This is a genomic window from Magnetospirillum fulvum MGU-K5, from assembly GCF_000442515.1.
Taxonomy (GTDB): Bacteria; Pseudomonadota; Alphaproteobacteria; order Rhodospirillales; family Magnetospirillaceae; genus Phaeospirillum; species Phaeospirillum fulvum_B.
Genome location: NZ_AQPH01000027.1, coordinates 1 through 23,939, shown reverse-complemented (window position 1 = coordinate 23,939; position 23,939 = coordinate 1). Strand labels below are relative to the sequence as shown.

16 protein-coding genes are annotated in these 23,939 nt (G+C 64.0%); 10 read left to right on the top strand and 6 right to left on the bottom strand.

Annotated features, from left to right (window positions below):
- Positions 1-135: 135 nt before the first annotated feature.
- Positions 136-2,694: a penicillin-binding protein 1A gene (locus K678_RS08730; RefSeq protein ID WP_021132096.1), complete on the top strand. Its 2,559-nt coding sequence runs from the start codon at positions 136-138 to the stop codon at positions 2,692-2,694.
- Positions 2,695-2,814: 120 nt separating this feature from the next.
- On the opposite strand, the gene pyk is transcribed toward K678_RS08730, so the two are convergent.
- Positions 2,815-4,257, bottom strand: coding sequence for a pyruvate kinase (gene pyk / locus K678_RS08725; protein WP_021132095.1), 1,443 nt, complete (start codon positions 4,255-4,257; stop codon positions 2,815-2,817).
- A 114-nt stretch (positions 4,258-4,371) separates the two neighbouring features.
- Between pyk and K678_RS08720 the strand changes: the two genes are divergently transcribed.
- The gene (locus K678_RS08720) at positions 4,372-4,842 is read left to right on the top strand and encodes a hypothetical protein (RefSeq protein WP_021132094.1); all 471 of its coding nucleotides are present in this window, start codon (positions 4,372-4,374) and stop codon (positions 4,840-4,842) included.
- Here the strand turns inward: K678_RS08720 and K678_RS08715 are convergent.
- The gene (locus K678_RS08715; protein ID WP_021132093.1) at positions 4,820-5,047 is read right to left on the bottom strand and encodes a hypothetical protein; all 228 of its coding nucleotides are present in this window, start codon (positions 5,045-5,047) and stop codon (positions 4,820-4,822) included. The genes K678_RS08720 and K678_RS08715 overlap by 23 nt on opposite strands.
- 316 nt (positions 5,048-5,363) lie before the next feature.
- On the opposite strand from K678_RS08715, the gene K678_RS08705 reads away from it, so the two are divergent.
- Entirely contained in the window at positions 5,364-6,209 is an 846-nt protein-coding gene (locus tag K678_RS08705) for a hypothetical protein (protein WP_021132092.1), read from the top strand.
- Positions 6,210-6,374: 165 nt separating this feature from the next.
- Here the strand turns inward: K678_RS08705 and K678_RS08700 are convergent, their stop codons facing one another.
- The 3 genes from K678_RS08700 to murA form a co-directional block, all read right to left on the bottom strand.
- The gene (locus K678_RS08700) at positions 6,375-10,010 is read right to left on the bottom strand and encodes a vitamin B12-dependent ribonucleotide reductase (RefSeq protein ID WP_021132091.1); all 3,636 of its coding nucleotides are present in this window, start codon (positions 10,008-10,010) and stop codon (positions 6,375-6,377) included.
- A 119-nt stretch (positions 10,011-10,129) separates the two neighbouring features.
- Entirely contained in the window at positions 10,130-11,050 is a 921-nt protein-coding gene (rarD, locus tag K678_RS08695; RefSeq protein ID WP_021132090.1) for an EamA family transporter RarD, read from the bottom strand.
- Between the two features lie 215 nt (positions 11,051-11,265).
- Positions 11,266-12,564 carry a UDP-N-acetylglucosamine 1-carboxyvinyltransferase gene (gene murA / locus K678_RS08690; RefSeq protein WP_021132089.1) on the bottom strand — a complete coding sequence of 433 codons (1,299 nt, stop codon included), beginning with the start codon at positions 12,562-12,564 and terminating at the stop codon, positions 11,266-11,268.
- A gap of 153 nt (positions 12,565-12,717) precedes the next feature.
- Here murA and K678_RS08685 point away from each other — a divergent pair, with 153 nt between their 5' ends.
- Positions 12,718-13,383 carry a hypothetical protein gene (locus tag K678_RS08685; protein ID WP_021132088.1) on the top strand — a complete coding sequence of 222 codons (666 nt, stop codon included), beginning with the start codon at positions 12,718-12,720 and terminating at the stop codon, positions 13,381-13,383.
- Between the two features lie 103 nt (positions 13,384-13,486).
- Here the strand turns inward: K678_RS08685 and nifJ are convergent, their stop codons facing one another.
- On the bottom strand, positions 13,487-17,077 hold the full coding sequence (nifJ, locus tag K678_RS08680; protein WP_039852568.1) for a pyruvate:ferredoxin (flavodoxin) oxidoreductase: 3,591 nt from the start codon (positions 17,075-17,077) through the stop codon (positions 13,487-13,489).
- A 307-nt stretch (positions 17,078-17,384) separates the two neighbouring features.
- Here nifJ and K678_RS08675 point away from each other — a divergent pair, with 307 nt between their 5' ends.
- The 6 genes from K678_RS08675 (at position 17,385) to K678_RS19030 (ending at position 23,355) form a co-directional block, all read left to right on the top strand.
- On the top strand, positions 17,385-19,361 hold the full coding sequence (locus tag K678_RS08675) for a lytic transglycosylase domain-containing protein (protein WP_021132086.1): 1,977 nt from the start codon (positions 17,385-17,387) through the stop codon (positions 19,359-19,361).
- Positions 19,358-20,047, top strand: a complete 690-nt coding sequence (locus K678_RS08670) for a haloacid dehalogenase type II (protein ID WP_051185880.1) — start codon at positions 19,358-19,360, stop codon at positions 20,045-20,047. Before K678_RS08675 ends, K678_RS08670 begins: the two co-directional genes overlap by 4 nt.
- 5 nt (positions 20,048-20,052) lie before the next feature.
- A complete protein-coding gene (locus K678_RS08665) occupies positions 20,053-20,400 on the top strand; it encodes a hypothetical protein (protein ID WP_021132084.1) in 348 nt (115 codons plus the stop codon).
- A 76-nt stretch (positions 20,401-20,476) separates the two neighbouring features.
- Positions 20,477-22,318, top strand: coding sequence for a dihydroxy-acid dehydratase (gene ilvD, locus K678_RS08660; RefSeq protein WP_021132083.1), 1,842 nt, complete (start codon positions 20,477-20,479; stop codon positions 22,316-22,318).
- A gap of 9 nt (positions 22,319-22,327) precedes the next feature.
- On the top strand, positions 22,328-23,197 hold the full coding sequence (locus K678_RS08655; RefSeq protein WP_021132082.1) for a bacteriohemerythrin: 870 nt from the start codon (positions 22,328-22,330) through the stop codon (positions 23,195-23,197).
- A complete protein-coding gene (locus tag K678_RS19030) occupies positions 23,194-23,355 on the top strand; it encodes a hypothetical protein (RefSeq protein ID WP_196802559.1) in 162 nt (53 codons plus the stop codon). The genes K678_RS08655 and K678_RS19030 overlap by 4 nt, the downstream gene beginning before the upstream one ends.
- The last annotated feature ends 584 nt before the right edge of the window (positions 23,356-23,939 follow it).

Below are 23,939 nucleotides of genomic sequence, written 5' to 3'. Positions count from 1 at the left end.
TTGAAGACGGCGGGCCACATCATCGGCCCGCCGGTTTAAGGGGGCGGTGCCCCCGCGCCTGTTGGGCATCTTCCCCAGGCGTCACCACCCGCAAGGACCGGCCGCCCGCGCCGGCTGCCGGAGGTTCCGTTTCCGATGTTCCGTTTTTTGCTCGGCATCATCAGCCTCGTCTTGCTGCTTGCTATCACGGCGACGGGTGGGGTGCTGTTCGCGTTCTGGCATTTTGGGCGCGATCTTCCCGACTACCACCAATTGGCCAATTACGATCCGCCGGTGACGACGCGGGTCTATGGCGGCGACGGTCGGCTGGTGGCGGAATACGCGGTCGAAAAGCGCGTCTTTGTCCCGCTTCCGGCGATTCCGCAGATGGTGAAGGATGCCTTCCTCTCCGCCGAGGATAAGAGCTTCTATACCCATCCCGGCATCGACCCGATCGGCATTGCCCGCGCCATCGTCGTCAATATCCGCAATAAGGGAATCGGGGCCGACCGCCGCCCGGTCGGGGCATCGACGATCACGCAGCAGGTGGCGAAGAACTTCCTGCTGACCAACGAGGTGTCGATCGAACGCAAGGTCAAGGAAGCGATTCTGGCGCTTCGGATCGAGCGAGCCTTTACCAAGGATCACATCCTCGAACTCTATCTCAACGAAATCTATCTCGGCTCCGGCTCGTATGGCGTGGCAGCGGCGGCGCTCAATTATTTCGACAAGGGGCTGGACGAACTGACCCCGGCCGAGGCCGCTTATCTGGCGGCCTTGCCCAAGGCTCCCAACAATTACAACCCGTTCCGTCATCCTCAGGCGGCGAAGGAACGCCGCGACTGGGTGCTGGGCCGGATGGCCGAAGACGGCAAGATCACCGCGTCGGAATACCAGATCGCCCTGGCCCAGCCGCTTGAGGTTCGCTCCCGCAAGGAGATGCAGGCGACTCAAGGCGCCGATTACTTCGCCGAGGATATCCGCCGCGAGCTTCAGGCTAAATATGGCGAGGCTGCGCTCTATCGCGGTGGGCTGGTGGTGCGTGCCTCGATGGATGCCGAGCTTCAGGCGATGGGTACCCGGGTGTTGCGCCGTGGTCTGTCGCAGTACGACCGTCGTCACGGTTGGCGCGGCCCGGTCGGCCATGTCCCCGCCGGAACCGATCCGGTGCGGGCATTGGCTGGATTGCAGCGCCCCGGTGGGGCCGAGGATTGGGAACTGGCAATCGTCACCGGCCTCACCGATAGCGAGGCGGTGTTGAGCCTTGCCGACGGCCATGCCGGTCATCTGCCGATCGGCGAACTGAAATGGGCTCGCCGGGTGCAAGACAAGAACGGTATTGGCCCGGTGCCGCGCCGTCCTGGCGATATCCTCACTGTGGGCGACGTGATTCTGGTCGAACCGATCGGCAAGGGCGACGACGGCAAAGCCTATGGCCCCGCCACCTATACCCTGCGTCAGGTTCCCAAGGTCGAAGGCGCGCTGGTCGCGATCGATCCGCATACTGGCCGTGTCCTGGCGATGATCGGCGGCTGGTCCTATGGCAAAAGCCAGTTCAACCGCGCCAGTCAGGCGATGCGCCAGCCCGGTTCGTCGTTCAAGCCCTTCATCTATCTGTCGGCGCTGGAAAACGGCTATACGCCGTCGTCCCTGGTGCTTGACGCCCCGATCGCTCTGTCCCAGGGGCCGGGCCTGCCGATGTGGCGGCCGAAGAATTATCACGACGATTACCTGGGGCCGACCACGTTGCGGGTCGGGCTCGAGAAGTCGCGCAACCTGATGACCGTCCGTCTCGCCCAGGCGCTGGGGATGGAAAAGGTCGCCGACATGTCGGCCCGCTTTGGCATCTATGACAATCTGCCCCGCCAATTGGCGATGGCGTTGGGGGCGGGTGAGACGACGCCGCTGCGCCTCACCGCCGCCTATGCGATGCTGGTCAATGGCGGCAAGAAGCTGCGGCCGACTCTGATCGACCGTATCCAGGATCGCAACGGCAAGACCATTTTCACCCACGATCTGCGCTATTGCGACGGCTGTTCCGCCCCGCGTTATTCCGGCCAGGACATGCCGACCTTGCCCGATATCCGCGAGCAGATGGTTGATCCGGTCTCGGCCTATCAGATGGTCAGCATTCTCGAAGGCGTCGTCCAGCGTGGGACCGGCAGATCGGTCAGTGCAGTCGGCAAGCCGTTGGCGGGCAAGACCGGCACGTCGAACGATTCGAACGATGTCTGGTTCGTCGGCTTTTCGCCCGATCTCGCTGTCGGCGTGTTCGTCGGCTTTGACGATCCCGCCTCGCTGGGGCCAAAGGAAACCGGCGGTTCGGTCGCCGCGCCGATCTTCCGCGATTTCATGATGGAAGCGTTGAAGGACAAGCCGGCCACGCCGTTCCGGATGCCTTCGGGGGTTCGTCTGGTCCGGGTCGATCCCCGCACCGGCCGTCCGACGATGCCGGGCGAAGCAAAGGCGATCTACGAAGCGTTCAAGAGCGCCGACCGGATGCCCGGCGACGAGGAAGGGGTTCTGGAAGGCGACGGGTCCGCCGATGGCGGCTTCAGCTTTGCCCCCTATCTTGGTGCCGAGGAAGGGGCCAGCCCGACCCAGATGGAAGCCGTGCCGGGAGCCAATCCGGCGTTGCCGACCTCTCCGCTTGATCCGTCGGCTCCGGTCACCACCGCGCCGTCGGCGGCTCCGGCCGCAGGCGGGCTGTACTAAATAAACAACCGCAGCGGGGAGGGGCGTCGCCTCTCCCTGTTCCGGCGCAAAGGAAAGGCCCTTCTCCGTGTAGGAGAGGGGCCTTTTTTATCGTTCTTGCCGACGCGGATTTACGACGTCTTAAGTCGCCGGTAACGGTTCGATTTCGGCCACCCTCAACATGTTGGTGGTGCCGGACAGACCGAACGGAACCCCGGCTGCGATCACCACCCGGTCGCCCGGAGCGGCGAAATCCTCGCTTTGGGTGACGTCGATCGCCTTTTGCACCATTTCGGTGAAGCTGCGGACGTCCTTGGCCATGATCGAATGGGCTCCCCACACCAGGGCCAACTGACGCGCCACTTCGATATCCGAGGTCACCGACAGAATCGGCTGTTCCGGCCGTTCGCGGGCTACCCGCAGCGTGGTCGAGCCCGACGAGGTAAAGGTAACGATCGCGGCGGCCTTGATCGTGTGGGCGACCTGACGGGCGGCGGCGCTGATTGCGTCGCGGGAGGTCGGGTCGGGTTCCAGGCGCGAGGCGGCGGCGATCACCGCGTAATGTTCGTCCTGTTCGACCTGCTTGATGATGCGGTTCATCATCGTCACCGCTTCGACCGGGAATTCGCCGGACGCGGTTTCGGCCGACAGCATCACCGCGTCGGCTCCGTCATAGATCGCGGTGGCGACGTCCGACGCTTCGGCGCGGGTCGGCGAGGGGGAGTGGATCATCGAATCCAGCATCTGGGTCGCGACCACCACCGGCTTTCCCGCCTGACGGCAGGCGCGCAGGATTCGCTTTTGCAGGATCGGCACGGTCTCGGGCGGGCATTCGACCCCGAGGTCGCCGCGCGCCACCATCACTGCGTCCGAGAGTTCAATGATGTCGTCGAGATGCTCGATCGCCGACGGCTTTTCCAGCTTCGACAGCAGCCGCACCCGCGAACCGACATGGGCCGACACCAGACGGCGGGCTTCGGCGACGTCGCCCGGGCGCTGGACGAAGCTAAGCGCGATCCAATCGGCGCCATGTTCGACCGCGAATTCGAGGTCGCGCAGATCTTTCGGCGTCAAGGGCGAGATCGGCAGCATCACGTTGGGGACATTGACGCCCTTGTGGTTCGACAATTCGCCACCGACCAACACCCGCGTCATCGCGAAATCGTCGCCGTGATGCTCGACCCGCAGGCGGAGGCGGCCATCGTCGAGCAGCAGCTCGCTCCCGGCGCTGAGGGCCGCGAACACTTCGGGGTGGAGCAGGGGGGCGCGCTCGACCGTTCCCTTTTCCGGGTTCATATCGAGGCGGAAGGACGCGCCGGTTTCGATCCGTACCCGGCCATTGACGAAATCGCCGACCCGTAGCTTCGGCCCCTGAAGATCGGCGAGGACGGCGATTGGACGCCGAACCTTCTCCTCAAGCGCGCGGATGATGTTGATGCGCTCCCGATGGTCGGCATGACTGCCATGGCTGAAATTGAGGCGGAACACGTCGGCACCGGCAACGAACAGGCTTTCGATCGCCTGTGGTGTCGATGACGCCGGTCCCAGTGTGGCAATAACCTTGGCATTCCTGTTCCGTCGCATCGATAGTCCCTATTCTTCAAATCGAATTTCGCCCCACCATAACAAAGGTGGGTAGGGTAGGATATCCCAACCCGGTTAAGGAATTGCGTCGAAACGGGGACAGCGAACGAAGAAATGACGATATCGAAGCGCTTTGTTCTGGTCTGTCTTGCCCTGGTGGCCGCAGCCGCCGGTCCCGTTGCCGCAGAAGAGAAAGTCGGCAGCCGTATTTTTGTCGAGACCGCGTTCCCGCCCACCACCGCCGAGTTGAAGGCGGCGCATAAATGGGCTCCCGAACTGTTCAGCGAGGCCGAAGCGGCCGGGCGGCCGGTCACGGTGCGGGTGGCGCGGTCGGGCCGCACATTGATGATCAGCCTGGAATCCGTGGCGATCTGCGACCGGGTGCGCGCCTGTCCATTGCTGGTGTTTCGGGACATCACAAAGTCGCCGGTCTATCGCGGCGGGGCGTTCCAGAACCTGATCCTGGATTACCGCGACGGCTCGACCTGGCTGATTTTACGGGTGTGGGACAGCGTGACCGAATGCCGCATCTCTGATGTGGCCAAGGCGATCTGCCGCCCGGTCACCCCGCCCAGCGGTCCGTGATGACGGCAAACTGCCACCACCTTCCCCGCATGACCGCTGCGTCGGGGAAACGATCATCCCCGAAATATATCGGTCGACCGGAGGCCAGATGCTCCTTGGCGACATCGCTGGAATCGTTCGCCAGCGCCTGAGTGAAGGCGGCCATGAAACGGCATTCCTCGGCCTCGGTCATGGTGTCGAGTGCCGAAAAATCAAGCTGGCCCATGATCCACGCCTCCGATATCCGACGAGTGTAACCTCCCGCAGCCCGTCCGGGTCAATTCCCTCTTTCCCCAGGCAACCGGGCGGCGGTTATGCCATCGTTGCGACGCTGGCGCTGCCCTGGACCCACCGTTCCGATGGATCGGTGAACGGATAATCGACACCCCAAAAATTGTCTTCGGCAACAATCGCCCCTTGGCGAAGCCGACACCCTCTCCAAGCAACAACCAATACGAAAAAATACGTATAGATTTGCTCCCTGATTTTGGAGCACGCTTTGGTGGTGACGCAGAACGCGATCCCAATCAATGGAGAATACCATGGTCGACTCAATCCCCAGCTCCGCCAACTCCCTCATCGACTTCGCCGCGCAGCTTGCGGACCAACGCAAGGCGGCCACCAGCGACGGCAGCACCTCTTCGGACAATGGTTCGTCGGATATTGCGCGAAAAAAGCTTGTGAAGCTTGACGCCGCTTCCCTTGCCGCCTTTGGCACCCTTGTTCCCACGATCCCGGGCGATGAAGAAATAAAGCGGATGTCCAAGCTTTCGGATTTGATGAGACTTAAAGGGGAGAAGTTTAAGCTTGAAGGGGAGAAGGGTAGGCTTGAGGGGGAGAAGAATAAGCTTGAATGGGAGAGGAATAATATTGATAGATTGGCCGATCGTGACCGGAAACACTATGAATTTCTTAAAAAACGTGCGGCTCTGTCTCCTGAGCGGATACAGTCTGTTACCGGTGCCGAGGCAAAGCGGGTGTGGGAACTGGCCCGCCAAAATGCCCGCGAAGGTGGACATTTTGCCTTTCCTCCGCCAAAAGAGGCAACCTATATTTTGATGGCAGAGGGATTCCAATACAATATTGGGGGCGATGGGACGATCACTCGGCGAAAGGAAGGGGTTCCCACCCCTGAAGAACACGAATCGATCGTTGCGGAGATAAATAAAATACGCACACAAGGTGTAGGTATTGATGCGGAACGCGCCAAGCGATACAGCGAAATTGACGCTGAAATCAAACAATTTGACAATGAAATCAAACAATTTGACGCTGAAAGCAAAAAAATCGACGCTGAAATGAAAAGTCTAAAAGCAGAGCTCGGGGTCACCGACGATTCCTGGCGGAACGAGTTGAAAACGAGAATGGGACTTTCCGTTACGGCGTAATCTTCCCAGGTCCTGTTGATGAGAGGCGGCCCGTTGCATTGAGGGACCCAAGAGAGGAAAGAACGGTCCCTCAAAATCGGCTGCGGCACGCTCTCGCTTCGTTCGGGCCATGCTATGCCGCGCACCGGCCAAACTATGGTGCGCGACATAGTTATACTTGCTGGATCAGCTGCACCCAGTGGTGCCGCCGCAGGTGTCGCATTTCAGGCAGGTGCCGTTGCGGACCAGGGTGAAGTTGCCGCATTCGGGGCAGGCGTCGCCTTCATAGCCCTTCATCCGGGCGGTGCGGATTTGCTCGGCGCGGGCGTCGAACTGTTCCAGCAACGCGTCAGCATCCTCGTCGGCGGTCAGCGCCAATGCGGGCGGAGCCAGCAGCATTTCCCCGCTGGCATCGGCGGTCAGCGCGGTTTGAACCGCCCGCTTGGGGAACTTCGAACGGACATAGCCGGTCGAGGCGACCCGCTTGACCACCTCAAGCTGACGGGCCGAAGCGCGGGGGTCGAGCTGACCTTCGGCGGCACCGCGTCCGACCGTGTCGGGGGTCAGATCGGCCGGTTCAACATGGGCGAGATCGTTGCGGCCAAGATACGAGATCGCCAGTTCGCGGAAGATGTAATCAAGGATCGAGGACGACATCTTGATCGTCTCGTTGCCTTCGACCATCCCCGACGGTTCGAACCGGGTGAAGGTGAAGGCTTCGACGAACTCTTCCAGCGGCACGCCATATTGCAGGCCGACCGAGATCGCGATCGCGAAATTGTTCATCATCGCGCGGAAGGCGGCGCCTTCCTTATGCATGTCGATGAAGATTTCGCCGAGGCGGCCGTCTTCGTATTCGCCAGTGCGCAGATAGACCTTGTGCCCGCCGACCATCGCCTTTTGGGTATAGCCCTTGCGGCGGTCGGGCAGCTTGGTCCGGCGGCTGACCAGACGTTCGACCAGCTTTTCGGCGGCGATCCCGGCCCGCGTCGCCGCCGGGGCGTCGGCAATCGCCTCGGCCAGATCGCCGCCATCGTCGAGCAGGGCGGCCTGGAGCGGCTGGCTCAGTTTCGAGCCGTCGCGATAGAGCGCGTTGGCCTTCACCCCCAGCCGCCACGACAGCAGATAGGCCTCCTTGCATTCCTCGACCGTCGCCGAGTTGGGCATGTTGATCGTCTTCGAGATCGCGCCGGTGATGAAGGATTGAGCGGCGGCCATCATCCGGATATGGGCTTCGACCGACAGCAGGCGGGTGCCGGTGCGGCCGCACGGGCTGGCGCAATCGAACACCGCCAGATGCTCGGGCTTCAGGAACGGCGCGCCTTCCAGCGTCATCGCCCCGGTGACGTGAAGGTTGGCGGCCTCGATCTGCTCGCGGGGGAAGCCCAGCCAGCCCAGCAGGTCAAAGCCGGGATCGTCCAGCTTCGCCGCCGGGATACCGAGCGTCTTGGTGCAAAACTCTTCGCCCAGGCCGAACTTGTTGAAGACGAACTTGATGTCGAAGGCGGATTCCAGCTTGGATTCCAGCGTCGCCAGGGTGGCGGCGTCAAAGCCCTTGGCGGCCAGGCTCTCGTGATTGATGAACGGCGCGTTGGTCAGCGTCGCATGGCCGACAGCGTGGCGGACGATTTCGGCGATGTCGCTCTCGCCATAGCCCAGGGTGCGCAGCGCCTCGGGCACCATCCGGTTGATAATCTTGAAATAGCCGCCACCGGCCAGCTTCTTGAACTTGACCAGGGCGAAATCGGGCTCGATTCCGGTGGTGTCGCAATCCATCACCAGACCGATCGTGCCGGTCGGCGCGATCACCGAGACCTGGGCATTGCGGAAGCCGAACCGCTGGCCCTTCTCCAGCGCAACATCCCAGGCGCGGCGGGCGGCGGCAACCAGGGTGGCGTCGGGGCAATTGGCGGCATCCAGCGGCACCGGCGGCACCGACAGGCCTTCGTAGCCACTGCCCAGGCCATGGGCGGCGCGGCGATGGTTGCGGATCACCCGCAGCATCGAATCGCGGTTTTGCGGGAAGTCGGCGAACGCGCCCAACGCTTCGGCCATGTCGGCCGAGGTGGCATAGGATTCGCCGGTCATCAGCGCGGTGATCGCGGCAATCAGGGCGCGGCCATGCTCGCTGTCATAGGGGATGCCGTCAGCCATCAGCAGGCCGCCGACATTGGCGTAGCCAAGGCCCAGGGTGCGGAAGCGATAGGACAGTTCGGCGATGCGATCGCTGGGGAACTGGGCCATCAGCACCGAGACTTCCAGCACCATCGTCCACAGCCGCACCGCGTGACGGAAGCCCTCGATATCGAACTTGCCGTCGGGACCACGGAAGCACAGCAGGTTCAGCGAGGCGAGGTTACAGGCGGTGTCGTCGAGGAACATGTATTCCGAGCACGGATTCGACGCGTTGATCCGGCCTGAGTCCGGGCAGGTGTGCCACTCGTTGATCGTGGTGTCGAACTGGATGCCGGGATCGGCGCAGGCCCAGGCGGCTTCGCCGATCTGCTCCCACAAATCGCGTGCCTTCAGCGAGCGGATCACCTTGCCGGTGGTGCGATGGGTCAGCGCCCAATCGGCATCTTCGGTGACGGCGGTCAGGAAGGCGTTATCGACCCGGACCGAATTGTTCGAATTCTGGCCGGACACGGTCAGATAGGCTTCGGAATCCCAGTCGGTGTCCATCACCGGGAAATCCATCTTCGAATAGCCCTGGCGGGCGAACTGGATTACCCGCTGGATATAATTCTCGGGGATTTCCGACCGCCGCGCGGCCAGGATCGCCGCCTTCAACTTGGCGTTGCGCTTGGGGTCGAAGCGGGCATCGTCCTTGACCGCTCCGTCGGCGCGGCAGGCCTGCATCACCTCGGTCAGGTGGCGGGCGGCCAGACGCGACCCGGCGACCAGCGCGGCGACCTTCTGCTCTTCGCGCACTTTCCAGGCGATGAAGGATTCGATGTCGGGGTGATCGACATCGACCACCACCATCTTGGCCGCGCGCCGGGTGGTGCCGCCCGACTTTATCGCTCCGGCGGCACGGTCGCCGATCTTTAAGAAGCTCATCAGCCCCGACGAGCGCCCGCCGCCCGACAGCTTTTCCCCTTCGCCGCGCAGGCGGGAGAAGTTGGTGCCGGTGCCCGAGCCGTATTTGAACAACCGGGCTTCGCGCACCCACAGATCCATGATGCCGCCGTCATTGACCAGATCGTCGGCGATCGACTGGATGAAGCAGGCGTGGGGCTGGGGATGTTCGTAGGCCGAGTCAGATTGCACCAACTCCCCGGTGCGGTAATCGACATAGGAATGGCCCTGACCCGGCCCGTCGATGCCATAGGCCCAATGCAGCCCGGTATTGAACCATTGCGGCGAGTTCGGCGCGGCCATCTGGCGGGCCAGCATGTGGGCGAGTTCGTCGCGGAAGGCCAGCGCGTCGTCCTCGGTATCGAAATAGCCGCCTTTCCAGCCCCAATAGGTCCAGGTTCCGGCCAGCCGGTCGAACACCTGACGGGCGGTGCGCTCACCGACGAAGCGCTCGGCCTCGGGCAGCGCTGCCAGCGCGACAGGATCGGGCTCGGAGCGGGACAGCCAGCCCGGCACGCCGTCCTCGGCGACCGGGCGGGTCGCCGCCGGAACACCGGCCTTGCGGAAATATTTCTGGGCCAGAACGTCGCTGGCCACCTGCGACCACGCCGCCGGGATTTCGATGTCGGCGGCGGAGAACACCACCGATCCGTCGGGGTTACGGATCTCGCTCGATGCCGTGCGGAAGTCGATCCCCGCATAGGCCGACTGGCCGGCTCGGGTGAAGTGTCGCTGGACCCGCATGGCTTTTCCTTCGTGTGGTGGGGGGCCGGGTCCAAGCCCCGGCGGGGGCCATCCTATGACGGATCGTCCCCGCCGATCAATATTTATGTTATCCCCAGGCTTTTGCACACAACATAAGGTTAAGACTGTGTGACGCGGCGCGTGTGATGCCGCCAACTTTCCAGTGAATACAGGGCGATGGACCCCCAGATGCAGGCGAAGGTGACCATCGTGTGCGGGCCCGGCATCTCGCCGAAGACGAAGATTGCCAACAGGAAATGGCCGGTCGGCGCGAGGTACTGAAAGAAGCCTAAGGTGGCATAACGCAGCCGGAGCGCGGCGGCGGCGAACCACAGCAGGGGGAAGGCGGTGACCGGCCCGCCCGCGATCAGCGCCGCCGCCAATTCGGGCGAACCGCCGAACAGCGGGTCTCCTGCCGTCGCCCGCCAGACCAGATAGGCCAGCGCCAGCGGAGCCATCAATCCGGTTTCGATCGTCAGCCCGGTCAGCGGTGCGACCGCCGGGAGCTGCTTGCGCAACAGGCCATAGATGCCGAACGATGCCGCCAGCAGAATCGCGACCCAGGGCGGCTGATCACCGGCCAGGACCGGCTCGGCCACGCCTGCGACCGCCAGAGCGACGGCCAGCCATTGCAGCGGCCGCAGTCGTTCCTTCAGCACCAGGACGCCCAGCGCGACATTGACCAGCGGATTGAGGAAATAGCCCATGCTGGCTTGGAGGATGTTACCGCCGGACACCGCCGCGATGAACACCAGCCAGTTCAGGCTGATGCACAGGGTCGAGGCGGTCAGCACCAGCAGGCGCCGCTTCGAACTCACCAGAATCCGCAATTCGTCGAAACGGCGTTCGCGCCAGATCAGGACGACAACGAACAGCAGCGACCACAAAATGCGGTGGGCGAGAACTTCGGCGGGCGGCACGGTTGCCACGAGCTTCCAGAACGCGGGGAACAAGCCCCACGAGCCATAGCAGGCCAGAGCGAAAAAGACGCCTTCGCGGGTGCGGGCGGACGAATCGGGGGGAGTGGAGGGGACCATCATCGCACGATGCCCGAGCCGTCAGCGGCCTCGCAACCCCTCCTTGGTCATATCGACCAAAAAGTGACCGATCGGTATCATTTGGCCGGTCCCGAAGGGCAGGGGGAGGGCCACAGGCTGCGGAAATGCATAGTCCCGAAGCGATGGCCGTGTCAGGGTCAGGCACGGCCATGACGCGGGAGGTGCGGCGGGAAGGCCGTCCGCCGCACGCACCGCCGCTATTCGGCGGCGCTCCCCTTCAGACGTTCGATATGGGCCCCGCAAGCGGCCAGCTTTTCTTCGACCCGCTCATAGCCACGGTCGAGGTGATAGACCCGGTTGACGATGGTCTCGCCCTCGGCCGCCAGCGCGGCCAGGATCAGCGAGACCGAGGCGCGCAGGTCGGTCGCCATCACCTCGGCACCCGACAGGCGGGGGACGCCGCGGACGATCGCCGACGCGCCATGCACGTTGATCCGCGCCCCCATCCGGGTCATCTCGGGGACGTGCATGAAGCGGTTTTCGAAAATCGTTTCGGTCATCATCGATGCGCCGCTGGCGGTGGCCATCAACGCCATCAATTGGGCCTGCATGTCGGTGGGAAAGCCGGGATAGGGCTCGGTCATGATGTCAACGCCGCGAATTTCGCGGCCTTCAGCGCAGACTCTCATTCCGCGCGCGGTCGGCTCGACCAGCACGCCCGCCTCGACCAGAACCTTGGTCACCGCGTCCATCAGATCGGGCCGCGCGCCCACCAGTTCGATATCGCCCCGGGTGATCGCGGCGGCGATGGCATAAGAGCCGGTCTCGATCCGGTCCGGCACCACCGAGTAGGTCGCGCCATGCAGCCGATCCACACCTTGGATCCGCAAGATGCTGCTGCCGATGCCCTCGATCTTCGCCCCCATCGCCACCAGGCAATGGGCCAGATCGGCGACTTCGGGTTCGCGGGCGGCGTTCGAGATCACCGTCTCGCCCACCGCCAGGGTCGCGGCCATCATGATGTTCTCGGTGCCGCCGACGGTGACTTGGGGGAAGACGATATTGGCGCCCTTCAGCCGTCCTTCGACGCTGGCGACGATATAGCCGCCTTCCAGCGCGATCTTGGCCCCCATCTGCTCCAGCGCCTTGAGGTGCAGATCGACCGGACGGGTCCCGATGGCGCAGCCGCCCGGCAGCGAGACCCGGGCCTGACCCGCCCGCGCCAGCAGCGGACCCAGCACCAGCACGCTGGCCCGCATCTTGCGCACCAGATCATAGGGCGCGGTGGTGTTGCTGATCGTCGCGGCGGTGAGGTCGAGCACCCGGCCGGTATGGCCGCCATCGGCCGAAGCGCCGTTCAGCAGCATCTCGACCCCATGCTGGGCCAGCAAATTGGCCATCGTGGTGATATCGACCAGATGAGGCAGATTCGACAGTGACAGGGTTTCGTCGGTCAGCAGACAGGCCGGCATCAACGTCAAGGCGGCGTTCTTTGCCCCACCGATGGTGATCGCTCCCCGAAGCGGCGTGCCGCCGATAATGCGGATCCTGTCCATGATCTGAGTCTGTTCCTTGACGAAAGCGGGATGAGCGAGACGCCCCGTTTAGACCCCGCCCCGATTCCGGTCAAGAGCGGCGACGGGGTGAGGCGGATTCCGCCATCGGTGTTCCGGCTGGATCGGGGGGCGTGGTTCGGGTAAAAGCCCGCTATGATTCTCACTCCGCTCGATCACGCCACCCTCGACCGCCTCGCCGCCGATTTCAATCGCGCCCTGGCCGACGATCCCCTCTCCTGTCGGGTCTTCGCCCGCGTCACCGCGCAGCGTCCCACCGGCGACCTGCTGACTCTCTCGACCGATCCCGACCAATTGGCCCAGGCGGTCGATCTGTGCCGTCGCTTCGGTTTTGGCATTCTCGACATGGCCCCGTCCGATCATTTCACCTGGGACGGCCATTCGGTCGCGATCCGGATCGAGCCCAGCGTGCTGGTCCACGAGGTCGGCCATTACCAATTGGCCGCCCCGGCCCGGCGCAAGGTCTATGATTTCGGCCTGGGTGCCGGTCCCGAGACCGGCCGCAAGGAAGAAGCCGACGCGGTGCAGAGCCTGTTCCTGCCCGAACGCGATGTCGAGGAAGGGCTGTGTTCGCTGCTCGGCATTCTGTGGGAAGCCGAACTGGGCCATCCCGCCGTACTGGCCTTCCTTGAGCAGAACTGGATGGAAGGCGGCGCCAGTCTCCACAACGTCGCTCATTTCCGCAAAGTGGTGCGGTGGCTGGCGGAGATGGGCCTGATCGATGGCGACGGCCGCCCGACGATGGGTGTCCGCGAAGAAGGCGACGAGACGTTTTTCGCCCGCTGGTACGCCGAAGGCTGAGCCTCGGACTGGCGGCGGGTCCGTCCCGCCGATCCGCACTGACCTAACAAAAACCCCCTCTTCCATCGCTGGAAGAGGGGGTTTCCGTTTTAAGACTTACCGATTACTCGGCGGCGTCGCGACCGGTCGGCGCTTCGGGCAGGCCGGCGAAGCGGCGCAGCAGGGCGAAGCGGCGCTTGATCGCGTCTTCGGCGTTGTGGACCAGCCCCTTGTACCGCTCGGGGTCGGCACGCTCGACCATCTGGAACCGGGCCTCGCCCTTCATGAAGTCGGCGAGGTTGGTGGACGGATCCTTCGAATCGAGGGTCAGCGGGTTCTCGTCGCTGCCGAACTTGCGCGGGTCCCAACGGAACAGCGGCCAGTATCCGCTCTCGACCGCCATCTTCTGCTGGTCGAGGCCGTGCGACAGGTCGTAGCCGTGGGCGATGCAGTGCGAGTAGGCGACGATCAGGGAGACGCCGGGATAAGCGACGGCATCCTGGAAGGCGCGCACGGTCTGCACGTCACGGGCACCGAAGGCGACATTGGCGACGTAAACGTCCCCATAAGCCATCGCCATCATGCCGAGGTCTTTCTTCGGCAGCGACTTGCCGGCGGTGGCGAACTTGGCCGAGGCCCCGATCGGGGTGGCCTTCGATTGCTGGCCGCCGGTGTTGGAATAAACCTCGGTATCCATCACCAGGATGTTGATGTTGCGGCCCGAGGCGAAGATGTGATCGAGGCCACCATAACCGATGTCATAGGCCCATCCGTCGCCACCGACGATCCAGACCACCTTTTCCGCCAGATAATCGGCGACCTGTTCGAGGCGGCGGGCCTTTTCATCGTTGAGACCGGACAGGATGCGGCGCAGTTCCTCGATGCGGACGCGCTGTTCGGCGACGGCAACTTCGGTGTCCTGAACGGCGTGGGCGATCTCGGTGACCAGCCGCTCGGGCAGCTTACCTTCCAGCGCCAGGGCGGAAAGCAGCAGCTTGGCATGTTCCTTGTGGCTGTCGAGGGCGAGACGGAAGCCGAAACCGAATTCGGCATTGTCCTCGAACAGCGAGTTGGCCCAGGCCGGACCGCGCCCTTCGGCGTTCTTGGTATAGGGGGTGGTGGGCAGGTTGCCGCCATAGATCGACGAGCAGCCGGTGGCGTTGGCGATCATCAGCCGGTCGCCCCACAACTGGGACATCAGCTTCAGATACGGGGTCTCGCCGCAGCCGAGGCAGGCACCCGAGAACTCGAACAGCGGCTGGAGCAGCTGCGCGGTCTTGACGGTGGGAGCCCCCAGCTTGGCCTTGTCGACTTCGGGCAGGGTCAGGAAGTAATCCCAATTCGCCACTTCGGCTTCCAGCAGCGGGGTCTTGTCTTCCATCCGCAGGGCACGGCGGGACGGGTCCTTCTTGTCCTTGCCGGGGCAGACCTGGACGCAGAGGGTGCAGCCGGTGCAATCCTCGGGCGCGACCTGAAGCAGGTAGGTCTGGCCCTTGAACTCGCCGCCACGATATTCGGCGTGCTTCAGGCTGGCCGGAGCGTTGGCGATAGCCGCTGGCTCGACCACCTTGGCGCGGATCGCGGCATGGGGGCAGACCATCGCGCACTTGTTGCACTGGATGCAGGGCGCATCGTCCCACACCGGGATTTCGGCGGCGATGTTGCGCCGTTCGAAACGAGCGGTGCCGGTCGGCCACACGCCGTCAACCGGGAAGCACGACACCGGCAGCAGATCGCCCTGGTTCGCCAGCATCATCGCGGTGACCCGCTTGACGAAATCGGGCGAATCGTTGGGAACCAGCGGCGGACGGGTGCGGTTGGCGGTGACGTGTCCGGGGATGGTGACCGACTGGAGGTTCTCCAGGGTGCCATCGACGGCGGCGTAGTTCTTGGCGACCAGCTTTTCGGACTTGCGGCCGTAGGTCTTCTTGATCGCGTCCTTGATGTGGCCGATCGCTTCGTCGCGCGGCAACACCCCGGACAGGGCAAAGAAGCAGGTCTGCATGATGGTGTTGATGCGATTGCCCATCCCGGCGGCCAGCGCCACCTTGCGGGCATCGATCACATGCAGCTTGAGATTCTTCGCGATGATCTCTTCCTGCACCTCGCGGGGGAGGTGGTCCCACACCTCGTCCTTGTCGTAGGGCGAGTTGAGCAGGAAGGTGGCACCCGGCGCGGCATAGGTCAGCACGTCATACTTGTCGAGGAAGACAAAGTGGTGACAGGCGACGAAATCAGCCTGATCGAGCAGGTAGGCCGACTGGATCGGATCGGGGCTGAAACGCAGGTGCGAGATCGTGATCGCGCCCGACTTCTTCGAATCGTAGACGAAGTAGCCCTGGCCCTGGAACCCGGCATTTTCGGCAATGATCTTGATCGAGTTCTTGTTGGCACCGACGGTGCCGTCAGCGCCCAGACCGAAGAACACCGCACGCTTGACGCGGGGCTGCTCGATGCGGAAATCGGGATCGATCGGCAGCGACAGGTGGGTCACGTCGTCATTGATGCCGACGGTGAAGTGCGGCTTCGGCGACGCCTTGGCGAGTTCGTCGAACACCGCCTTGACCATCGCCGGGGTGAATTCCTTCGAGGCCAGACCGTAACGGCCGCCGATCACCACCGGGTCGGCGGCGCCGGTGGCGCGCTGGCCCGAGGCCTTGGCTTCGTGCAGGGCGGCAACGACGTCGAGGTACAGCGGCTCGCCGATCGCGCCCAGTTCCTTGGTGCGGTCGAGCACGGCGATCGCGCGGGTCGAGGGCGGCAGCGCCGAAACGAACGAATCGACCGAGAAGGGACGGAACAGCCGAACCTTCAGCACGCCGACCTTTTCGCCCTTGGCGGCCAACGCGGCGACGGTTTCGTGCGCGGTCTCGGCACCGGAGCCCATCAGCACGATCACGCGTTCGGCCTCGGGGTGGCCGTAATAATCGAACAGACGATAGGCCCGGCCGGTCAGAGCGGCAAAGCGGTCCATCTGCGCCTGGACGATGCCGGGGCAGGCGGTGTACCAGCCGTTGCGGGCTTCCTGCATCTGGAAGAAGGTGTCGGGATTCTGCGACGTGCCGCGGATGGTCGGATGATCGGGCGACAAGGCGCGGGCGCGGTAATCGGCGATCGCGTCGGCATCCAGCAGACCGAGCAGGTCTTCGTCGGTCAGTTCCTCGATCTTCGACACTTCATGCGAGGTGCGGAAGCCGTCGAAATAATGCAGGAACGGAACCCGCGACAGCAGGGTCGAGGCATGGGCGATCGCGGCGAGATCGTGGGCTTCCTGAACCGAGCCCGAGGCCAGCATCGCGAACCCGGTCTGACGACAGGCCATCACGTCGGAATGATCGCCGAAGATCGACAAGGCGTGGGTCGCCAGGGTGCGGGCGGTGACGTGCATGCAGAAGCTCGTCAGCTCACCGGCGATCTTATACATGTTCGGGATCATCAGGAGCAGGCCCTGACTGGCGGTGAAGGTGGTCGACAACGCGCCCGCCTGCAACGCACCGTGGACCGCGCCAGCGGCGCCGCCTTCGTGCTCCATCTCGGCAACTTCCGGGATCTGGCCCCAGATATTTTTGCGGCCCTCGGCTGCCCATTGGTCAGACAGTTCGCCCATTGTCGAAGACGGGGTGATCGGATAGATCGCCGCCACCTCGCTGACCCGGTAAGCTACCGACGCGCAAGCCTCGTTGCCGTCGACCGTGATCAAAGCCCTCTCTGTCATTTCTTGTCCCGTTTGTTTGCACAGCCTGTCCGCGCGACGACGCCCGGAATCAGGCGAGGGTCGCAAGGGTCGGCAGAATAGTCAACGCGGTTGCAACAAAGCAAGTCCCTTACATAAACCCCAACCGATTCGCAATATTGTTGCGGATGGTTGCCTCTGACGGAAGGGGGGGTCCCCTTCGGGCAGAAGGGCTTTTACGCCGGGAGCACGCCCTTAAACTCGGCATTGTCGGGCGCTTCGGCTTGAAACCTTGGGCCTCGCGCCCTTAGAATACGCCCCCCACCGGAATGTCTGGTCAAGGTCTGCCGTGAACCCCTCTCTTGCCGCCCTGCTGATTGCCGTCGGCCTTGCCGCCGGTTTGCCTCTCGCGGCGGCCGAAATGTCGCCGGGCGAGTACGCCATCGCCCGCCAAGCGGTGGCGGCGGCGAAAAAGGACAATCTTGACGAAGCGTTGCGGCTGGCGCGTCAAGCCCGTGATCCGGTGCTGACCCGGCTGGTCACCTGGGTCGATTACGCTTCCGGCGGGACCGATGCCGATTTCCGCAGCCTGTCGTCGTTTGTCGCCGCCAATCCCGACTGGCCGCTCTTGTCGCAGATCACCCGCAAGGCCGAGGCGGCGATCACCGCCGCGACGCCCAATGCCGAGGTGATCCGCTGGTTCGACGCGCATCCGCCCACCACCGCCGACGGGGGCATGGCCTATGCCCGCGCCCTTGTCGCGGTGGGCCGTGCCGAGCAGGCGTTGTCGGTGATCCGCCAGACCTGGGCCGATCAGAGCTTTGGTGCCCAGCAGGAGCGGCAGTTCCTGATGGTGTTCGGCGAGCAATTGCGGCCCGAGGATCACTGGCGCCGTCTTGATCGCCTGCTGTGGGACCGCCAGGAGGCGTCGGCACAGCGGATGCTGAGCAAGGTCGATCCGGCCCATCGTGCCGTTGCCAATGCCCGTCTGGCCCTGCAATCGGGCAAAGGCGCGCCCGAGCCGCTGGTGGCGGCGGTGCCGCCCTCGCTGCGCGACGATCCCGGCCTGATCTACGAACGGGTGCGCTGGCGGCGTCAGCACGATATGGATGAAGAGGCGATCGACCTCTTAACCCATCCCTCGCGCAACAAGGTTCGCCCCGATCTGTGGTGGCAGGAACGGGCGATTCTGGCCCGACGCGCCTTGCAAAAGGGATTGGTGTCGCGGGCCTATCAGACCGCCGCCGATCACGAGCTGGAGGGCGGAACGGCTTATGTCGATGCCGAATTCCTCGCCGGCTGGATCGCGCTGCGGTTCCTCGACGACCGCGAGACCGCGCTCAATCACTTCATCCGCCTTCACGAATGGGCCAGCCATCCGATCGCGCGGGCCCGCGCGGCCTATTGGGCCGGACGCGGCTATGAAAGCGTCGGCGATCTCCGGGCGCGGGACTGGTTCACCCGTGCCGCCCGTTATCCCACCACGTTTTACGGTCAGTTGGCGGAATCGCGGCTGGGCGACCATCACTGGCCGCTGCCCGACGATCCCCAGCCGACCGAAGAGGACGTCACCCGTTTCAACAGCCGCGATACCGTCGCGGCGGCGCGGATGCTACTCGATCTCGGCGAAGACGAGTTGCTGCGCTCGTTCTTCATCCGTCTCAACGATACCGTCCAGACCCCGGGCGAGCGGGTTCTGGTGGCGCGGCTGGCCAGTCGCAAGGGCCGCAACGATCTTGCCCTGCTGGTGGCGCGCCGTTCCGACCGCGACGGCGTCACCCTGGTCGAGGCGGGGTGGCCGGTGCCGCGCTTTGCTCCCGATGACGTCACCCCGGAAAAGGCTCTGGTGCTGGCGCTGATCCGTCAGGAAAGCGGCTTCATGCCTGAAGTGGTGTCGCAGGCCGGGGCACGTGGGCTGATGCAGCTTCTTCCCACCACGGCGGCACGGGTGGCGCGGGCCAATAACGTCAAATTCCATCCCGATCTGCTGGACAATCCCTCGGTCAATATCCGCCTGGGCTCGGCCTATCTTGAAAATTTGATCAATTCGTTCGATGGGTCGTACATGCTGGCGCTGGCGTCCTACAATGCCGGGCCGGGGCGGGCGCGGCGGTGGATTCGTGAAAATGGCGATCCGCGCGATCCCAACATCGATGTCATCGACTGGATCGAAATGATTCCGTTCGGCGAAACCCGCAATTACGTCCAGCGGGTGATGGAAAGCGTCGCGGTCTATCGTCGTCGTCTGGGGCAGACCGCCGGTCCGACCCTGGAATCCGATTTGAGGCGCTGGTCGCGCCGCACTGACTCGGAGGCGTCCCCATGATGGCTCATCCCGCGTTCGCCTCGGTCCGCGCCTGTGTGTTCGATGCCTATGGCACCTTGCTCAATCTGGGCGATCTCTCGCGCGGCTTTGCCGACGCGCTGGGCGACAAGACCGTTCCGGTGATGGATTTGTGGCGGCGCAAGCAGCTCGAATATAGCTGGCTGCGGACCCTGATGGGGCGGCACGCCGATTTCTGGGAGGTGACCGGCGACGCGCTCGATTACGCGCTGGCGAGCTTTGGGCTGGACGATCCGGCCTTGCGCGAGCGGATGATGGGGGCGTGGCTGACCCCGACCGCTTATCCCGAGGTTCCCGCGATGCTGGACCGGCTGCGCGCCGCCGGGTTGAAGACCGCGATCTTGTCGAACGGCTCCGCCCCGATGCTGGAGGCGGCGGTTGCGTCCGCCGGTGTGGGCGACCGGCTGGACGCGGTGCTGTCGGTCGAGGCGGTCGGCCGCTACAAGCCCCATCCCTCGGTTTACGCGCTGGCGGTCGATCACTTTGGTGTTACCCCCGGCGAAATCTGTTTTGTGTCCGGCAATGGCTGGGATGTTGCCGGTTCCGCCTCATTTGGATTCAAGGTCGCCTGGGTGAACCGGGCGGGTGCGCCGCAGGAGCGGCTTCCCACCGGCCCGGACGCCGTGCTCACGTCCCTGGGCGACCTTCCCGACCTTCTTGGAGCTTGAAGATTATGGACGATATGGAAGCCGCCATCGAACGCGCCGAGCTGAGAGCCGAGCTTGCCGCCTTGCGTGCCGAGGTGGATACGTTGCGCGCCGAGTTGGAAGAGATGCACGCCGACGCCGATCTGGAAGCCTGTCACGTTGCCGGTCTGACCGCGCAATTGAAGGCGCTGATCGCCGAGGGCGATGCCTGCCCCAACAAGGCGGCGCATCCGCTGCTGGCGCGGGAAACCTTCACTCATGCCCGTACTGGCGAGCCGATCACCAAGACCGGTGCCTTTCCGCTCTATCGCGAGGCGTTCGACGCCGAAGCTCGCCGCCTGGGGATCGAGAATCCTGAAGAGTTGCGCGCCTGAGCGACGTAATCTGACTTACAAATCCGGGCGGCTCGACGATGGAGCCGCCCGGCTCCCGTGAAAGGATCGTACTGTCATGCCTGTCTATCGTTCCCGCACCTCCACCCATGGCCGCAATATGTCGGGTGCCCGTGGCCTGTGGCGTGCCACCGGAATGACCGATGAGGATTTCGGTAAGCCGATCATCGCCGTGGTCAATTCCTTCACCCAGTTCGTGCCCGGTCACGTTCACCTGAAGGATCTGGGGCAGATGGTGGCGCGCGAGATCGAAAAGGCGGGCGGCGTCGCCAAGGAATTCGATACCATCGCCATCGATGACGGGATCGCGATGGGCCATTCCGGGATGCTGTATTCGCTGCCGTCGCGCGATCTGATCGCGGATTCGGTCGAGTACATGGCCAACGCCCACTGTGCCGACGCGCTGGTCTGCATCTCGAACTGCGACAAGATCACTCCCGGTATGCTGATGGCCAGTCTGCGCCTCAACATCCCGACCATCTTCGTCTCGGGCGGGCCGATGGAAGCGGGCAAGGTCACGGTGGGCGGCAAGACTCACGCCGTCGACCTGATCGACGCGATGATCAAGGGGGCCGATGCTTCGGTCTCGGACGAAGACGCGATGGCCTACGAGCGCGGCAGCTGCCCGACCTGCGGCTCCTGCTCGGGGATGTTCACCGCCAATTCGATGAACTGTCTGATCGAGGCGCTGGGTCTTGGCCTGCCCGGCAACGGCACCATCGTCGCCACCCATGCCGACCGCAAGGAGCTGTTCCTTGAGTCCGGCCGCCGTATCGTCGATCTGTGCAAGCGCTGGTACGAGCAGGACGATGCCAGCGTTCTGCCCCGCTCGATCGCGACCAAGGCCGCGTTCGAAAACGCGATGACGCTCGACATCGCGATGGGCGGCTCGACCAACACCGTGCTGCATCTGCTGGCGGCGGCGCAGGAGGCCGAGGTCGATTTCGGCATGGCCGACATCGACGGGCTGAGCCGTCGCGTTCCCTGCCTGTGCAAGGTCGCTCCCAACGTTGCTGACGTTCATATCGAAGACGTTCACCGCGCCGGGGGCATCTTCGGCATTCTGGGCGAACTCGACCGCGCCGGTCTGATCCAGCGCGATTGCCCGACCGTTCATGCCGCCAGCCTGGGCGACGCGATCGAGCGTTGGGACATCCTGCGCAGCGAAGACCGTGCGGTGCACACCCTCTATCGTGCCGCGCCGGGCGGGTTCCGCACCACCCAGGCGTTCGGTCAGAACCGTCGCTGGGCCTCGCTTGATACCGACCGCGCCAAGGGCGTGATCCGTTCGGCCGAGCACGCTTTTTCGAAGGATGGCGGGCTGGCGGTGCTGTTTGGCAACCTGGCCGCCGATGGCTGTATCGTCAAGACTGCGGGCGTTGACGAAAAGAACCTGACCTTCACCGGCCCGGCGGTGATCTGCGAAAGCCAGGAAGAGGCGGTCGCCAAGATTCTCGGCGGCGAGGTCAAGGCGGGCGATGTCGTGATCGTTCGCTATGAAGGGCCGAAGGGCGGGCCGGGGATGCAGGAGATGCTTTACCCCACCAGCTATCTGAAGAGCATGGGGCTGGGCAAGGTCTGTGCCCTGATCACCGACGGACGCTTCTCGGGCGGCACGTCGGGCCTGTCGATCGGCCACGTTTCGCCCGAAGCGGCCGAAGGCGGCACGATCGGGCTGGTCCAGTCCGGCGATATCATCGAGATCGACATCCCCAACCGGCGCATTGCCGTTCAGGTCGAGGATGCCGAGCTTGAGGCGCGGCGGGCGGCGAAGGGGACGGGAGCCTGGAAACCGGCGAACCGCGACCGGGTGGTGTCCCCGGCACTGCGTGCCTATGCGGCGATGACCACCAGCGCGGCGCGTGGCGCGGTGCGTGATGTGTCACAAGTGGAGCGTTAAGGCGGACGCATGAGCGGCATCCACTGGAGCGAGATGATGAGTGTTGGGGTTCCGATTCTGGATGCGGATCACCGCATCCTGATCGGCCTCATCAACCATCTGCATCGTTCGATCGGGGATGCCGAGGAATATGCGGCGGTCGGCAGCGTGCTGCGGTCGCTGGAGGAATACGCCGCCAACCATTTTGACCGCGAGGAACGGATGATGTTGGCGGGGCGGTTTCCCGCGCTCGACTCGCACCGTCGGACCCATGCCGGGTTTGTCGGGCAGGTCGAGCAACTCCAGCGCCGCTACGAGGCCGATCACACCAGCGTTTGCGCCCGCGATTGCCTGACCTTCCTCAATCGCTGGCTGATCGACCATATCTGCACTTCGGACATGGGCTATCGCACTAGTCTGATCGGCCATCGCGAAGCATTGGAGGCGGGGGGCGTCGAGCCGTTGGTCGACAGTGCCCCCTTGCCCGATGGCGAACCCAATGTCGATTGGCGGCGGCTGAAGGTTCTGGTGGTCGATGACAACCTCAATTTCCGCGAGATTCTCTCGACGATCCTGGAAGCCACCGGCGTCTGCGACGTGACGATGGTGGAGGGCATTGAAGCGGCAGAGGCGGCTCTGTCGCGCGGTGGCTTCGGTCTGGTGATCTCGGACTGGCATATCGGCGACCAAAGCGGTCTTGATCTGGTCCGCTGGATTCGGGCCGCCGCCGCCCCTGTCGCGGCGGTGCCAGTGCTGATGCTGTCGGCCTACGAAGGTCTGGAACGGCGCGATGTGGCCCTGGCCGCCGGGGCCGACGATTTCATGTCCAAGCCGATCGCGGCGGGCAGTCTGCTCGATTGCCTTGCCCGGCTGGTTTCGCAAAGTCGGGCTCGGTCATGAGCGAATCGTCCGCCCGTCAGGCCCGTCAGGCCGAAGCGTTGCGGGCCAATCTGGCCCGACGCAAGGCGCAGAGCCGCGCCCGCGCCGATGCGCCGCCGCCTGCGCCGTCGGACGAAACAGGCCCGGTCTCCTCCGACTCCCCGCCTCCCACCGAATAGGTCGGGGCGATGAAATGATACCGGCCAATCCGCGATTTGGATCCATTGGCCGGTATCTAGCCGCCATTGCGGCGGCGGCCAAGCGAGCGGAGGCGAGCGCCCGGCGAGGGACAATACAACCGGCCAAGTCAGTGACGCTAGTTAACACAAACCTGTCGAATCGGATCGTAACGATCACGATGCGGGGATTGTGTGCGAGCAAATCGCTGGGGTCAAGGGAAACGCGAAGTCATCGCACTTAAGCCGCTCATCACGGAGCGGCTTAAGGATGGCATCACTATCCGTCAAATCTGGATTGAGCTGAACGGTGCGGGACAAGTCTCGATCACCCTTCGTAACTTCTATGCTCAAGTCCAGAAGCTGATCCTTCTTACTTCGCCCTCCGCCAGAATGCGGTCGCGCCAGGGTCAGCTTCCTGCTCCCCTCTCCCTTTCCCGATCCACATCGCTGATCGCTCCGGTCCCACCGGCGGAGGCAGCCGTCACCCGAGCGGACGGCGACCCCCATTTCCCAACCTTTACTCTTAATAATCGTCCAGACCTCGACGGGGACTGGTGATGGGAGCGCGCACCCATGCAAGTTGA

Coding starts and splice junctions, on each gene's coding strand:
- ilvD (WP_021132083.1), top strand. CDS start 20,477: ATGCCTGTCTATCGTTCCCGCACCTCCACCCATGGCCGCAATATGTCG.
- K678_RS19030 (WP_196802559.1), top strand. CDS start 23,194: ATGAGCGAATCGTCCGCCCGTCAGGCCCGTCAGGCCGAAGCGTTGCGG.
- K678_RS08705 (WP_021132092.1), top strand. CDS start 5,364: ATGGTCGACTCAATCCCCAGCTCCGCCAACTCCCTCATCGACTTCGCC.
- K678_RS08715 (WP_021132093.1), bottom strand. CDS start 5,047: ATGGGCCAGCTTGATTTTTCGGCACTCGACACCATGACCGAGGCCGAG.
- K678_RS08685 (WP_021132088.1), top strand. CDS start 12,718: ATGATTCTCACTCCGCTCGATCACGCCACCCTCGACCGCCTCGCCGCC.
- K678_RS08730 (WP_021132096.1), top strand. CDS start 136: ATGTTCCGTTTTTTGCTCGGCATCATCAGCCTCGTCTTGCTGCTTGCT.
- nifJ (WP_039852568.1), bottom strand. CDS start 17,077: ATGACAGAGAGGGCTTTGATCACGGTCGACGGCAACGAGGCTTGCGCG.
- rarD (WP_021132090.1), bottom strand. CDS start 11,050: ATGATGGTCCCCTCCACTCCCCCCGATTCGTCCGCCCGCACCCGCGAA.
- K678_RS08700 (WP_021132091.1), bottom strand. CDS start 10,010: ATGCGGGTCCAGCGACACTTCACCCGAGCCGGCCAGTCGGCCTATGCG.
- K678_RS08655 (WP_021132082.1), top strand. CDS start 22,328: ATGAGCGGCATCCACTGGAGCGAGATGATGAGTGTTGGGGTTCCGATT.
- K678_RS08670 (WP_051185880.1), top strand. CDS start 19,358: ATGATGGCTCATCCCGCGTTCGCCTCGGTCCGCGCCTGTGTGTTCGAT.
- murA (WP_021132089.1), bottom strand. CDS start 12,564: ATGGACAGGATCCGCATTATCGGCGGCACGCCGCTTCGGGGAGCGATC.
- pyk (WP_021132095.1), bottom strand. CDS start 4,257: ATGCGACGGAACAGGAATGCCAAGGTTATTGCCACACTGGGACCGGCG.
- K678_RS08720 (WP_021132094.1), top strand. CDS start 4,372: ATGACGATATCGAAGCGCTTTGTTCTGGTCTGTCTTGCCCTGGTGGCC.
- K678_RS08665 (WP_021132084.1), top strand. CDS start 20,053: ATGGACGATATGGAAGCCGCCATCGAACGCGCCGAGCTGAGAGCCGAG.